This window comes from Paenibacillus sp. 598K, from assembly GCF_003851045.1.
GTDB lineage: Bacteria > Bacillota > Bacilli > Paenibacillales > Paenibacillaceae > Paenibacillus_D.
Genome location: NZ_BFBX01000092.1, coordinates 1 through 13829, shown reverse-complemented (window position 1 = coordinate 13829; position 13829 = coordinate 1). Strand labels below are relative to the sequence as shown.

The window sequence follows — 13829 nt, the reverse complement described above, 5'->3', positions numbered from 1 at the left end:
TGAAAGCGGTCTATAATCGTCTCAAACCAATCGTTGTTGGTTATTACAGGGGAGGAATGAACACGATGAAATCCAAGCAAAAGAAAGGGCTGACCCTCGTCGCGCTGGCCATGCTGCTCATCACGTCAGCTTGCGGAGGCAATGGAGGCACGACCAACAACCCGGCCGCGCCGGACAACAAGCCAGCGTCGACGACGCCGACAAAGCAGGAGGGGAAGCAGATTACGCTCGGCTTCTCTCAGGTAGGAGCAGAGAGCGGCTGGCGGACAGCCAACACGCTGTCGATTCAGGAGTCGGCCAAGGAAGCGGGCTTCGATCTGAAATTCTCGGACGCGCAGCAGAAGCAAGAGAATCAAATCAAAGCGATCCGTACATTCATCCAGCAAAAAGTCGATGTTATCGCCTTCTCGCCGGTTGTCGAGTCGGGCTGGGATACCGTGCTCAAGGAAGTGAAGGACGCCGGCATCCCGGTCATCCTGACTGACCGCGCCGTCGACTCCGCAGATACGTCGCTCTATGAGACCTTCATCGGCTCCGACTTCGTCGAAGAGGGACGCCGCGCCGGCAATTGGCTGCTAGAGCAATACAAGGACGCTGCCGAGGACATCAACATCGTCGAGCTGCAAGGCACGACAGGCTCGGCCCCGGCCAATGACCGCAAGGCCGGCTTCGCCGAAGTGATCGCTGATAATCCGAACCTGAAGGTCATCGCCTCCCAGACCGGCGACTTCACGCGCGCCAAGGGCAAGGAGGTTATGCAGGCCTTCCTCAAAGCGCATGCGGATATCGATGTGCTCTATGCGCATAACGACGATATGGCGCTCGGCGCGATCCAGGCCATCGAAGCGGCAGGTCTGAAGCCGGGCGAGGACATCGTCATCATCTCGATCGACGGCGTCAAGGACGGCTTCGTCGCAGCCAGCGAAGGCAAGATCAACTTTATCGTCGAGTGCAATCCGCTGCTCGGTCCGCAGCTGATGCAGGCGGTCAATGACATCCTGGATGGCAAGGAAGTGGAGAAGCGTATCGTCACCGAAGAGGGCGTATTCACCTCCGAGGATGCCAAGCGCGAGCTGCCTAACCGCAAATACTAGGGCGTGCAGACACGCCCCAGGACGTCGCTAAAGAAAGCGTAACGCGCAGCCGCCGCTGCTCGGCTTCGGCCGCGGCGGCTGCGCGCTCCAATCAGAAAGGAGTAGTCCTATGGAAGAGCGCCGGCCTATCCTGCATATGCACGACATCCACAAGCAATTTCCCGGCGTCAAAGCGCTGTCGGGCGTACAACTGCGCTTATTCTCCGGCGAGGTCCATGCCTTGATGGGCGAGAACGGCGCGGGCAAATCAACGCTGATCAAGGTGCTGACAGGCGTCTACTCCATTGACCGGGGACATGTGGAGATGGAGGAGAAGCGCATCATCATCCAGAGCCCGCAGGATGCCCAGGCCGCCGGGGTCAGCACCGTGTATCAAGAGGTCAATCTGTGTCCGAATTTATCGGTGGCGGAGAACATTTTTATCGGCCGAGAGCCTCGGCGCCTGGGGCGCATCCTGTGGAAGGAATTGAACCGGGCGGCAGCGAGGCTACTGGAGGAACGGATGAATTTAACCGTCGATGTGACGTTGCCGCTGCAAGCTTATCCGATTGCCATCCAGCAATTGGTAGCCATCGCCAGAGCGCTCAATATCTCGGCGAAGGTGCTCATCCTTGACGAACCGACCTCAAGTCTCGATCGCGGCGAGGTGAGTCAGCTGTTCGGCATTATGCGCAAGCTGAAAAGCGAAGGGCTGGCGATTCTGTTCGTGACGCATTTCCTGGATCAGGTGTATGAAGTATCCGATCGAATAACCATTCTCCGGGGCGGAGAATTTGTAGGGGAGTACGCGGCCGACGCGTTGCCCCGTATAGAGCTCGTCTCCAAAATGATCGGCAAGGAGCTGAAGGAGCTGGAGAGCCTGCCGAAGTCGACTGCTACAGCGGAGGAGGCGAACACAGACCTGCTGCTTGAAGCCAAGGGACTTGGCAAAAGAGGCTCGGTCGAGCCCTTCGATCTGGCGATCGGTCAGGGCGAGATTGTCGGTCTGGCCGGCTTGCTCGGCTCGGGCAGGACGGAGGCGGCACGGCTGTTGTTCGGAGCGGATCGCTCCGATCATGGAGCGCTGCGTGTCGGCGGCAACAGCAATGTCCATACGCCCAGACAAGCAATCGCCGAGGGCATTGCGTTCTGCTCGGAGGACCGCAAGGGCGAGGGGATCATCGACGATTTGACGATTCGCGAGAACATTGTGCTGGCGCTGCAAGCATCGCAGGGCTGGTTCCGCACGATTTCCAGGAAGCGGCAGTCGGAGATCGCGCGTCAGTTTATCGAGGCGCTCAATATTAACCCGCCCAATCCCGACCAGCTGATCAAAAACCTGAGCGGCGGCAATCAGCAGAAGGTGCTGTTGGCCAGGTGGCTGCTCACCGATCCGAAGCTGCTCATCCTCGACGAGCCGACGCGCGGCATCGATATCGGCGCCAAGGCGGAGATTCAGAGGCTGGTCATGTCGTTGTCGCAGAAGGGCATGTCCGTCCTGTTCATCTCCTCGGAGCTGGAGGAAGTGCTGCGCGTCAGCGACCGCATCGCCGTCATGCGCGATCGCAAAAAAGTAAGCGAGATGACACGCGACGAGATGAGCGAGGGCCGAGTCATGCAAGCGATCGCAGGAGGGGGAGAAGGATGAAGCATCATTTGTTCTGGCCGCTTGTCGTGCTGGCGCTGCTGCTGCTGTTCAACCTGCTGTACGATCCTTCGTTTTTTGCGATCAAGGTCCGGGACGGCAATCTGTACGGCAGCCTGATCGACATCCTGAACTTCGGCGCGCCGCTCATGCTCGTCTCGATCGGCATGACGCTCGTCATCGCAACCAAGGGCATCGACTTGTCGGTGGGCTCGATCGTAGCGATCACCGGGGCGATGGCCTGTCTGACGATCAGCCGGGGCGAGGATCAAAGCGCGCTCGGTCTGGTGCTCATGGCGGTCGGTCTGTCGCTTGCGCTGGCGGTGGCGCTAGGGCTGTGGAACGGCTTCCTCGTCGCGGGGGCGGGCATCCAGCCGATCATCGCCACGCTGATCCTGATGGTTGCCGGGCGCGGCGTGGCCCAGCTTATCACGGGCGGTCAGATCATCACGATCTCCAGCGACAAGTACAAGTATATCGGCGCAGGCGGACTGTTCACGCTGCCGTTCTCGATCTTCATCGTGTTCGTCGTGTTCGCCGTCGCCATGCTGCTGACGCGCAAGACGGCGATCGGCCTGTTCATCGAGTCGGTCGGCAACAAGCCGGTGGCGAGCCGGCTGTCGGGTATCCGATCCAGCGCTGTTACGATCGCGGTCTATCTGTTCTGCGGGCTGTGCGCGGGCATCGCGGGCTTGATCCTGAGCGGCAATGTGTCGAGCGCCGACGGCAATAATGCGGGACTGTGGTATGAGCTGGATGCGATCCTTGCCGTCGTCATCGGCGGCACCTCGCTGAATGGCGGCCGCTTCTACCTGGGGGGCACCGTCATCGGCGCGCTCATCATCCAGACGCTGACGACGACGATCTATCTAACCGGCGTGCCGCCGGAGATTACGCTCGTCGTCAAAGCGTTCGTCGTGCTGCTCGTCTGCCTGGTCCAGTCGGAGTCGTTCCGGAAGTCGCTGGTCTACCGCTTCAAAACCCGCCGCTATCCGGCTGAAAAGGAAGTGAAGCACCATGCTTAAGCGCCAGCACCTGCCGATCCTCGTGACGATTGCCTTGTTCGCGTTGATGTTCATCGCAGGCTCGTTCCAGTATACCGATTTTTTCTCGGCGCAAGTGCTGCTCAATCTGCTGATCGACAACGCCTTCCTGCTCATCGTTGCGATCGGGATGACCTTCGTTATCATCTCCGGCGGCATCGATCTCTCCGTTGGGTCGGTCATCGCGCTGACGACGATGATCTCGGCGACGCTGGTGCAGGACGGCTGGTCGCCGGCGATTGTCATCCCGCTCGTGCTGCTGCTTGGCTCCTTGTTTGGAGCAGGGATGGGGGCGATCATCCACTATTTCAAGATTCAGCCCTTCATCGTCACGCTCGCGGGCATGTTCCTGGCCAGAGGGCTATGTTATGTGATTGACACGAGTACGATTACGATCAACAACGCGTTCTATACGAGCATGGCGCAGACGAAGGTCTATCTGCCGGGCGGCAACTTCGTCTCGATCAGTGTGCTAATCGCGCTGCTGCTGTTCGCAGGGGCGTTCTATGCGGCTCACTTCACACGCTTCGGGAGGAATACGTACGCGCTAGGCGGCAACGAGCAGTCCGCCGTGCTGATGGGCTTGCCCGTGGCGCGCACGAAGATCGGCGTCTACTTATTCAGCGGCTTCTGCTCGGCGCTCGCCGGCGTCGTATTCACGTTCTATATGCTCTCCGGCTACGGGCTGCATGCCCTGGGGATGGAGCTGGACGCGATCGCGGCCGTCGTCATCGGAGGCACGCTGCTGACCGGCGGCTTCGGTTATGTGGCCGGTACGCTGTTCGGCGTAATGATCCAGGGAGTCATCCAGACGATTATCAGCTTCGAGGGGACGCTTAGCTCCTGGTGGACGCGCATCGTGATCGGCATGCTGCTGTTCCTGTTTATTTTACTGCAGCGGCTGTTCAGCAGCCGCCGCTTGCTTCACAAACATCGGGTTTGACAGAAGAAGGATAATCAAAGGGAATGTCGAATTTTCCATTTCATCCAAATTATCGTGTTTGGAAAGGGGGAGACATGAGGATTGTGTGGAAATTTCGGCAGAGATTCGCGGGCTTGGCAGTGGTGTTGCTGTTAGGTCTGGTTGCCGTGATGACCGGTTGCGAGTTGCAGGACAGCAGCGAGCAGCCCGTCGTTTTGGAAGAAAAGAAAGCGTTTCCTTCGATTGACGCGATCGAAGAGGGGGCCACGGAGCTGGTGCGGCGGAAGTTCAGGCTTGGCTTCTCGCAGTTGGGCTCGGAGAGCGACTGGCGGCTCGCCAATACGCAATCGATCCTGGAAGCGGCGGAGGAAGCGGGCATCGAGGTGCTGTTCGACAACGCGGAGCAATCGCAGACGCGGCAATTCGAGGCGGTGCGTTCCTTCGTCGAGCAGGGCGTCGACGTGATCGCGATCGCGCCTGTCGTCGAGACGGGCTGGGAGCCCGTGCTGAAGGAAGTGCAGGCGGCAGGCATCCCGCTGCTGATCATCGACCGCAAGATGGAGCTGTCCGACCAGTCGCTGTATGTTACGTTTATCGGGTCCGACTTCTACGAGGAAGGGCGGATGGCGGGGCGCTACTTGCTGGACAAGATGCGCACGCGCTCCGGGCAGGTCGGCATCGTAGAGCTGCGTGGGACGGAGGGCGCTTCTCCCTCGATCGACCGGGGAGCGGGCTTCCGGGAGGTGATCCACGAGCGCGCCTCGCTGACGATCCTCGCCAGCGAAGCGGCCGACTTTACGCAAGAGCGCGGCAACGAGGTGATGGCCACGTTCCTGCAGACGTACGGTAACGACATCGACGTGCTGTACGCTCACAATGACGATATGGCGCTCGGAGCGATCGAAGCGGTCGAAGCGTTCGGTCTGGAGCCGGGCAAGGACATCATCATCCTGTCCGTGGACGGTACACGGCAGGCTTTCGAGATGATGGTGGCGGGCAAGATTAACGCGGTCGTGGAATGCAATCCGATGCTTGGCCCGAATGTGATGCAGGCGGTGATGGAGCTGATGGAAGGCCGGACGCTTCCCAAGCGGATCATCACCCCCGAGCGCATCTATACGGAAGTAACGGCCGAGCGCGAGGTAGCCAATCGCAAATACTAGCGCGATTCGTCGCGCAGATTTCTGAGCAGGAAGCCTCCCCTTACCGGGGACGGAGAGTAGCGGGATCGGCCATTGCTGCGGCGATGGCCGATTTTGGCATGCCGGAGGGAGGCTCGACCTGGACCTAAGTCGGGGCTCTGTTCATCCGAAGGGTGGTAGTGTAGCTGCGACATGCGCTGGTATAATAACAGCAACACATGCGACAGACTCGCAGCCGGTCGCCGGCATCGGGGCAAGGTCAGGGAGGATTCAGGATGAAAAAATGGTTTGGGTTGGCACTCGTTATAATAGGCGTAATCGCCTTGGTCGCCGTGTGGCGCGGCGATAATCCGCTGGATGGGCTAAAGCTGGGCAAATCTACAGCGGTCGATATTAGCAAAAGTCAGGACGCCTCGGAGGCGGATAAGCTGCGTATCGAGGTCGGGTCGGCGGATGTCGAGCTGATCGCTGTGGATGGCAGCGAGCTGCGAGTCCATCTGCAGGGCCGTCAGCGCGGACTGTACATCAATCGCGGCGAGCCGGATGTTACGGTGCAGCAGCGGGGCGGAGCGATCGAGGTGAATGCGAAGCAGCAGGGCGGCTGGGGCATCGGCATGTTTGCCGACAATCTGATGCTGACAGTCGAAGTGCCGCGGCAGCTATGGCGAGAGCTGGCTGTATCCACAGGGAGCGGCGAGCTGACGGCAACGGATGTGGCGGCTGATCTCGTGCGGCTGAGCACCGGCAGCGGCGATATAGTGCTTGATCAGATCGTAGCGCAGACCGGGGAATTCGGCGTCGGCTCCGGCGAGGTGCAGGGCCGGGACATCCGGACGGATACGCTGGTCGTGAAGAGCGGCAGCGGCGATATCGAGCTCACCTCGCTCTTCGGCGGCAAGGCTACGCTGAGCAACGGCAGCGGCAACATCAGTGTAGTCGACTATGAACTGAGCGAGCTGTCGCTTGATGCGAGCAGCGGCGATATCGAGCTGCAGGACGGCACTGCTCAGGTGAAAGGTCGGACGGGCAGCGGCAACATCGAGATGCAAGTCGATGAGCTGCGTCAGGATACGGATCTCGATTCGGGCAGCGGCAATATCGACGTCATGCTTGCAGACGCCCCGCAATCGCTGGAGGTTCGTTATGACGGGGGCTCAGGAAGAGGCCGGATCGGCTGGGACGGCTTCGTCCAGGACGGCGACGATCGCAAAAAGATCCGCGGTTCCTTCGGCAATGGCGACGTGCTGCTCGAGGTGCGCACCGGATCGGGCAATTTCACGCTGGATTAAGGACTGTGCAACCTCGATTGGCGCAGCCCGTGCGGCAAATTATCCATCCAATCGGTCAATCCCGTCCATGTTCAGTCGATGATGCATCGGCTATAGTGTAAAGGGATGATCGAGGATGGAGGTTGCATCGTATGGAATTAAAGCAATTGATTCGGGAGCGCCGCAGCGTGCACCGTTTCCAGGACCGCGAAGTGTCGGTGGAGCTGATGATGGAGCTGCTGGATACAGCCGTATGGGCGCCCAATCATCGCATGACGCAGCCGTGGCGGTTTATTATTAGCAGCGGTGACGGGCGTAAGGCAACAGCCGAGGCGTGCCGGACGATGAACGAGCGCTGGGAATGGGACCCGCAGAAGAAGCAGGCGACCGGCGAAAAGTACTACAAGAAAATTATGAGCAATCCGATGATTATAACGGTCGTTATGAAGGAGAACCCTTATATGCAGGTGCGTGAGGAGGATTATGCGTCGACGTCAATCATCATCCATAATCTCAGCCTGTTGGCATGGGAGCAAGGGATCGGTATGGTGTGGGAGACGTATCCTTGGCTGCACGAGGAGGTATTCCGCACCGCCATCGGCATCCAGCCAGGCGAGCGGGCGGTCGGCAATCTCCATGTCGGCTACCCGGCCGGTATCCCGCATGCTGCGCCGCGCGTCCCCGCGAGCGAGCGTATTACGCTGCTTGACCGTTGAACTGTCAGCTCAACAGCGAAGAACCGTCCGTTAGTGAACAAGGCAGCTTGCCTTGCAGCTAACGGACGGTTTTTTTCATTTCGAACAGAAGATCACAGCACCAGACGCTGCTGCGCCGCCTGCTGGAAGTAACGGGCGCCATCATAGATCGTATACTCCCGCCCGGACGGGCCCCACGGGTCCCACTCGCGCGTGTCGGGACAGAAGACGCTGCCGGAGCGGACCGCCTGCAGCTCGCGCCATGCCGGGTGCGCCTGCAGGCGGGCAAGCTCGGCGGGATCGCTCCAGATGAACAGGATGCTGGCAGGGTCCAGCTCGAACAACGTCTGCCACGGCACGCGCTTGTAAAAGGCATGCGAGGCGCTGGGGTGGGCTTCGAAGCCAAAGACGCGGTAGACGAGTCCGCTCAGCGCGTGACCATGGTCGCCGTAGATACGGAAGTCGCCGGGCAGCGCTCGCACAATCAACAGCTCGCCGGCCGCATCGGTTAGAGCCTGTAGCTTGCAACGGTAGTCGCCCTCGATTTTTTCGACGCGGCGGATGACTCGCTCCGCTTCGGATTGCTTGTCCAGCAGCGAGCCGAGCGCCTCTACGTAGTGATGCCACTCGGGGAAGCCCTCGAGGCAGATCGCGTTCTCGGCGCGTTGCCAGCTGCTGTCGCTGGGATTGCCCTGGAACGCCATCTTGATGATCATGTCCGGCTGGTGCTGCTGCACCTCGCTCAGATCGATCAACGTTTCGGCGTTCAGCGGACATGTCCCTTGCAGCTGACGCTGCAAATAACGCGGGAATCCGCTGGAGTTGGTATAGACGCTGGGGAAGGCGGGGGCGGCCACCGGCTGGATGCCAAGCGCCAGCAGATGATCCTGCAGGAACAGATGGCTGACGACGGCGACCCGGGTCGGTCGGGAGGCGGCATAGGCTGTGGGCGAGACGCCCTCGGATTTTTTGAAGACGCGGCTGAAGTACAACTCGTCGCCATAGCCGACGCTTTGGGCGATCTCCTTGAGCGTGGAGCGCCCGGCCACGCGCAGCAGCTCCTTGGCCTTGCGGATGCGGATCTGCGTCAGATAGGCGCCGGGCGAGACGCCGACCGATTTTTTGAAGGCCCGGCAAAAAGCGCTTGGCGTCAGATTGGCCATCTCCGGAAGCTGTCCTACCTGCAGCTCCTCCATATAATGGCTGTCTATGTAGTCGACCGTCATCTGAATCGCATCATGGGCAGGCTTGTCCTCGGCAGCTTGCGCCAGGCTGATCAGGTGGAGCAGCTCGTAGAAGAGCGCCTGACGGCGAAAGTAGGAGGCGTCATCGTCGCGCTCGGCGAGCTGCTGCATCTGCGCAAGCAAGGTGAGCATCGCCGGCGAGTGCGCGAGCAGCAGCGCGTCGTCTTCGAATGCGCTCCCCTCGGCGGCAGCTGCGGCAAGGGCCGGGCAGAGCGATTCGTATTGGAGCAGATAGAGCAAGGCTCCGCCGCGCCCGGCCTCGCATTTGACCCATGTACCGGGAGCGAGCAGACAGCATCTGCCTGGCCGCAGCGCATGGCGTCGGTGATGGATCGACAGCTTGGCGCTGCCTTCATGCAGCAGGAGCAGGGCGTAGCCGGTCGTTCGGAAGGGACGCATCGCCTCATAACGGGCGCAGCGGTGCTGCTTGATATCGGTCATAGCGTAAGCAGCTCGTTGGAGCGCGCAACTCATGTGGTGCACATCCTTTGCGAATAAATAAAAATAAATTATGAGAATGATTATCATTATTATATTCGTATTTCCACTCCAAAAGCAATCCCTTCTTCCCTTGTCCCGCCTGGGCGCGCGTCCACATCAGCTCTCAGGCGGCATTGACCCAAATCAATGGCGTCCATCGGAAGCGGTCAATGCGGTGCATTGTATGGTCCGTTGCTTACTCGTATATTGGGGGTGGAAGACAACCCATAACATGGAAATGCGGAGGGATATGATGTTAACTGCGGAAGCCATCGCCGAACAGGCAGCGCTTCAAGCCTTGTTGAACTGTTATCTGCGCGAAACCGGCGCCGGCGAGTGGATCAAGTCGGTCTCCGCGCCGGCGGAGCTCCGCCCCGGGCGGGCTGCTCTCTGTCTGTGCGAGCTGCGTCATCAGGGTATCCAGCTGCTGCTGGGCGTCGAGTATCGCTCCCGGACAGGTCATCATCGTTATAGCCATGTCCATTATCGAGCTCATCAGGGACAAGAGCCGATCCCGGGAGACTATCTGACCGTAGGCGCGCTCCTCTTCAAGGAGCTGGCGCTCGCCGAGCGCGAGCCGACCTCCACGGACGAACTGCTGCTGCGACTTATCGAGAGCTGTCGCTGCACGGCGCAATATGTCGGGAGTCGGCTGCGCGGGGAGCTGGCCGATCCGGCGACAGACTTCCTTGCTGCCGAGCAATCGCTGTTCACCGGCCACCCTTTTCACCCGACGCCCAAGAGTCGCCAAGGTATCGCCGAGTCGCAAGCCTCGCGTTATTGTCCCGAGCTGGGAGGGCGGTTCCGTCTGCACTATTTCCTGGCGCATCGGTCCTTGATCGAGGAGGCATCAGAGACGCCGCACCCCGCTACAGAGCTGCTGAGGCAAGAGCTGCTGGCTGGCGCGGGCGAACGGCGACCGGAGCTGGAGCGTCTGCTCGCCGACGGGCAGTATGCGCCGCTCCCTGTCCATCCGCTGCAGGCCGCATGGCTGCTCAGTCGCTCCGAGGTGCAGCGGCGGCTCGAGGAGGGGACGCTGCGCGACCTCGGCGAGCAGGGCAGAGCTTATGCAGCGACATCCTCGCTGCGGACCGTCTACCACCCGGAGAGCGCGTATATGCTGAAGTTCTCGGTGCGCGTCAAGCTGACCAACTCCTTGCGGGTCATGAAGCGCAAGGAGCTGGCGAGCGGCGTCGAGATCAGTCGCCTGCTGGCGACCCGGCTGGGCGAGACGATCCGGCGCTATCCGGGCTTCGAGATCATCCGCGATCCAGCCTACGCGACGCTTCGGCTCGACGCTGAAGCGGCCGAATCGGGCTTTGAGGTCGTGCTGCGGGACAATCCGTTCCAGCGCGACAGCGAGCGCGACTGCTGCCTGATCGCGGCGCTTGTCCAGGACCCGTTGCCCGGCGAGCGCTCGCTGCTTGCCTCGATCATCCATACGATCGCCGTCCGGGAGCAGCGAGCGGTAACGGAGACGGCGATCGATTGGTTCCGACGTTATCTGGCAATATCGCTGCGGCCGATTGCCGGGCTGTATCTAAGCAGCGGCATCGCCCTGGAGGCGCATCAGCAGAACTGCGTGCTGCGGATAAGCGAAGGCTACCCGGACAAGCTGTATTTCCGCGACAATCAGGGCTATTATTTCAGTCGCTCGATGCGCGTCGAGCTAGAGCGCGAGCTGCCCGGGATCGGTGCGGCCAGCGGCGATATCTACGACGACGACGTCATCGACGAGCATCTGATCTATTATCTGATGATTAACCATCTGTTCGGCCTGATCGGCGGCTTTGGCCGTGCCGAGCTTGTCGACGAGCGGCTGCTGCTGCTCGAGCTGCGTCGGGAGCTGACGGCCTTGCTGCCGCTGGATCGCCCGGCGACGCGCTTCCTGCAGCGATTGCTGACGGCGGAGCGGCTGCCCTGCAAGGCCAACCTGCTCACGCGGCTGCGCGATATGGACGAGCTGGAGCTGCCGCTTGAGCGGCAGTCGGTCTATGTGCCGATCGCCAATCCGCTCATGAATCGCTCGGTCCGCCGCCTCGCTCCGGGACGAAGCGGCGAGCCGGTGCTGACGAGCAGGGCGGGAGGCGATCGATGATGTTATGGCAGACGGAGGCGCTACAGGTGCAGGAGGCGCTGCAGTCGCACATTTACGCCTGCTCGCGGGAGCGAATCATGAGACAACTGCTGGAGTCGATCATCTACGAACGGCTGCTGCCTTGCGAGATCGTAGACGGGAGCAGGGAGGTATCGGGAGACTTCGCAGCGGAGGAAAGCGAGCTAGGCCATCTTGCAGAATCGAGGCGCGTGGTTAGCAAGCGGATGGGGATCGGCGAGCAAGTCCAGTGGTCTGGAGAGACATACGATATGCCTGCCCGTAGATTTATCCTGCGCGGCCGTCAGAGCGATGGCCGTCCGGTCGCCTACATCTGCACCGGCCGCATTACGGCGAGCTTTGGCCGCATCCGGCTGGACGGCCCGGTACTGCGCGTCGACGGCGCTCGCCGCCAGTCCGCAGACTCGCTGACGCTGCTCATGGTCGAGCTGTTCCGGGACTCGGCAGCGAGTCCGGCGCATCTGGCCGTGTTCATCCGCGAGCTCGAGGAGACGCTGCTCAAGGATACGCTGGCCTTGCACGCCGGCGGCGGTTGGGATGGGCCGCTGGACGGAGCGGATTATTACGAGGTCGAGGCAAGGCTGTGCGACGGGCACCGTTACCATCCCTCCTACAAATCGAGGATCGGCTTCGACTACGTCGACAACCGGACGTATGGGCCGGAGTTCGGCCCGTCGCTGCAGCTGCTCTGGGTCGCTGTCGCGAAGCAGTGGACCTACAGCGCGATCGGATCGGGACGAAGCATGGACGCCCTGCTAGAGAAGGAGCTGGGCCCGCCGACGGTCGAGCGCTTCGCGGATCTCATCCGCGCGCATGGCGGGCAACCCGAGGCGTACATGCTGCTGCCCGTCCACCCGTGGCAGTGGCAGCGTCAGCTTGCCTGGGCGCTCGCCCCCTATATTCAGAGTCGTCACCTCATCGTGCTGGGCGCGGCAGGGGCATCGTATCGGCCGCTGCAATCGATCCGCACGCTGCATAACACAGATCGTCCCGAGGCGCCTAATGTCAAGCTGGCGATGAGTCTGATCAACACGTCGGCCTCCCGTTACCTGTCGCCGCATTCGGTCGCCAGCGCGCCCGCCGTCTCGCAATGGCTGCAAGCGATGATCGATGGCGACGCCTACTTGAGAGACGAGGCGCAGCTGGTGCTGCTCCATGAATATGCCGGCATCGTCTTCGATCCGCCGCCGGCGGACCCCTGCGTCGAGCCGGAGATCTACGGCGTGCTCGCCTGCATCTGGCGGGAAAGCCTGCTGCCGCGGCTGCAGCAGGGCGAGTCCGCGGTGCCGTTTAATGCGCTGGGCGCGTCGGATCGCGGCGGCGTGCCGCTGATCGACGACTGGCTGCGCGCGCACGGTGCGGAGAACTGGTGGCGCGAGCTGGTCCGGCGCGCAGTCGTGCCGGTCGTCCATCTGCTGATCGCCCATGGCGTAGCGCTCGAGTCGCATGGTCAGAACATGGTGCTGATCCACCGCGACGGACGCCCTGCCCGAGCTGCGCTCAAGGACTTTCACGAAGGCTATTACTATTGCCGCGAAGCGCTGGCCGATCCCGGGGCATGCCCCGACTTCGCGGCCATCCACGAGAACTTCGTCCTCGCGCCGCCAGATGCGCTCTTCGAGCAACGCTCGCGCGAGGCGGTCCGGGATACGGTGATGGACGCGCTGTTCCTGTTCAATCTGGGCGAGCTCATCCAGATGCTGGAGCAACATTACGGGATGGCGGAGCGCAGCTGCTGGACGATCGTCGTCGAGGAACTGGAGGCGCACAGACGCCGCCATCCCGAGCTGAGCCACCGTTATGAGCTGTTCGATCTGTATGCGCCGTTATGCGAGGTGGAGTCGCTCACTCGTGGCAGACTGTTCCCTGAGGTGAACGCCGTCTATACCCATACCGTTGCCAATCCGCTCGCCGAGGCGCTCGCGAGTCAGCCTGAGGCCGCCATGACAGGAGGAGAACGATGTTAAGCCATACGTTGACTGAACGCTGGACGGCCTTCCGCCGTCTGCCCCATCTTGCCCGGCCTGCCGGGCGCGCTTATGGCATCTGCATGACCGCTGGCCACGATGCCGCTGCGCTGGCGCTCTATCTGAGGGAGGAAGGAGCCTCGGCGCTGCTCATCCCGGATATGCCGATCGACGAGGCCGTGGAGCAGGATGCCGCAGTCCGCTTCGATAGCGCGCTCCACGGCCTCGTCGATC

The 13829-nt window shown here is 61.4% G+C and carries 11 protein-coding genes; 10 read left to right on the top strand and 1 reads right to left on the bottom strand.

What is annotated here, in order from left to right; translation table 11 throughout:
- Positions 1-65 precede the first annotated feature (65 nt).
- The 7 genes from PA598K_RS24765 (at position 66) to PA598K_RS24735 (ending at position 7809) form a co-directional block, all read left to right on the top strand.
- A complete protein-coding gene (locus PA598K_RS24765; RefSeq protein ID WP_128659536.1) occupies positions 66-1094 on the top strand; it encodes an ABC transporter substrate-binding protein in 1029 nt (342 codons plus the stop codon).
- 109 nt (positions 1095-1203) lie between these two features.
- Positions 1204-2721, top strand: a complete 1518-nt coding sequence (locus PA598K_RS24760) for a sugar ABC transporter ATP-binding protein (RefSeq protein WP_128659535.1) — start codon at positions 1204-1206, stop codon at positions 2719-2721.
- Positions 2718-3743 (top strand): ABC transporter permease, encoded by a 1026-nt coding sequence (locus PA598K_RS24755; protein ID WP_128659534.1) that lies wholly within the window; start codon positions 2718-2720, stop codon positions 3741-3743. The genes PA598K_RS24760 and PA598K_RS24755 overlap by 4 nt, the downstream gene beginning before the upstream one ends.
- Positions 3736-4704, top strand: coding sequence for a galactofuranose ABC transporter, permease protein YjfF (gene yjfF, locus PA598K_RS24750; protein ID WP_128659533.1), 969 nt, complete (start codon positions 3736-3738; stop codon positions 4702-4704). The genes PA598K_RS24755 and yjfF overlap by 8 nt, the downstream gene beginning before the upstream one ends.
- A gap of 83 nt (positions 4705-4787) precedes the next feature.
- The gene (locus PA598K_RS24745; protein WP_260405592.1) at positions 4788-5846 is read left to right on the top strand and encodes an ABC transporter substrate-binding protein; all 1059 of its coding nucleotides are present in this window, start codon (positions 4788-4790) and stop codon (positions 5844-5846) included.
- A gap of 254 nt (positions 5847-6100) precedes the next feature.
- Positions 6101-7114 (top strand): DUF4097 family beta strand repeat-containing protein, encoded by a 1014-nt coding sequence (locus PA598K_RS24740; RefSeq protein WP_185602206.1) that lies wholly within the window; start codon positions 6101-6103, stop codon positions 7112-7114.
- A gap of 131 nt (positions 7115-7245) precedes the next feature.
- Positions 7246-7809, top strand: coding sequence for a nitroreductase family protein (locus tag PA598K_RS24735; protein ID WP_128659530.1), 564 nt, complete (start codon positions 7246-7248; stop codon positions 7807-7809).
- Between the two features lie 92 nt (positions 7810-7901).
- On the opposite strand, the gene PA598K_RS24730 is transcribed toward PA598K_RS24735, so the two are convergent.
- The gene (locus PA598K_RS24730) at positions 7902-9473 is read right to left on the bottom strand and encodes a helix-turn-helix domain-containing protein (protein WP_185602205.1); all 1572 of its coding nucleotides are present in this window, start codon (positions 9471-9473) and stop codon (positions 7902-7904) included.
- Positions 9474-9765: 292 nt separating this feature from the next.
- Here PA598K_RS24730 and PA598K_RS24725 point away from each other — a divergent pair, with 292 nt between their 5' ends.
- The 3 genes from PA598K_RS24725 to PA598K_RS24715 all read left to right on the top strand — a co-directional run.
- Entirely contained in the window at positions 9766-11610 is a 1845-nt protein-coding gene (locus PA598K_RS24725) for an IucA/IucC family protein (RefSeq protein WP_128659528.1), read from the top strand.
- Positions 11607-13595 (top strand): IucA/IucC family protein, encoded by a 1989-nt coding sequence (locus PA598K_RS24720; protein WP_128659527.1) that lies wholly within the window; start codon positions 11607-11609, stop codon positions 13593-13595. Before PA598K_RS24725 ends, PA598K_RS24720 begins: the two co-directional genes overlap by 4 nt.
- Positions 13589-13829, top strand: a 241-nt coding sequence (locus tag PA598K_RS24715; RefSeq protein ID WP_376739072.1) for a hypothetical protein, incomplete at its 3' end; no start/stop codon positions are given. The genes PA598K_RS24720 and PA598K_RS24715, both read left to right, overlap by 7 nt.

Excerpts from the sequence above, each read along its gene's own strand:
- PA598K_RS24765 (WP_128659536.1), top strand. The coding sequence starts at position 66 with ATGAAATCCAAGCAAAAGAAAGGGCTGACCCTCGTCGCGCTGGCCATG.
- PA598K_RS24760 (WP_128659535.1), top strand. The coding sequence starts at position 1,204 with ATGGAAGAGCGCCGGCCTATCCTGCATATGCACGACATCCACAAGCAA.
- PA598K_RS24755 (WP_128659534.1), top strand. The coding sequence starts at position 2,718 with ATGAAGCATCATTTGTTCTGGCCGCTTGTCGTGCTGGCGCTGCTGCTG.
- yjfF (WP_128659533.1), top strand. The coding sequence starts at position 3,736 with ATGCTTAAGCGCCAGCACCTGCCGATCCTCGTGACGATTGCCTTGTTC.
- PA598K_RS24740 (WP_185602206.1), top strand. The coding sequence starts at position 6,101 with ATGAAAAAATGGTTTGGGTTGGCACTCGTTATAATAGGCGTAATCGCC.
- PA598K_RS24735 (WP_128659530.1), top strand. The coding sequence starts at position 7,246 with ATGGAATTAAAGCAATTGATTCGGGAGCGCCGCAGCGTGCACCGTTTC.
- PA598K_RS24730 (WP_185602205.1), bottom strand. The coding sequence starts at position 9,473 with ATGACCGATATCAAGCAGCACCGCTGCGCCCGTTATGAGGCGATGCGT.
- PA598K_RS24725 (WP_128659528.1), top strand. The coding sequence starts at position 9,766 with ATGTTAACTGCGGAAGCCATCGCCGAACAGGCAGCGCTTCAAGCCTTG.
- PA598K_RS24720 (WP_128659527.1), top strand. The coding sequence starts at position 11,607 with ATGATGTTATGGCAGACGGAGGCGCTACAGGTGCAGGAGGCGCTGCAG.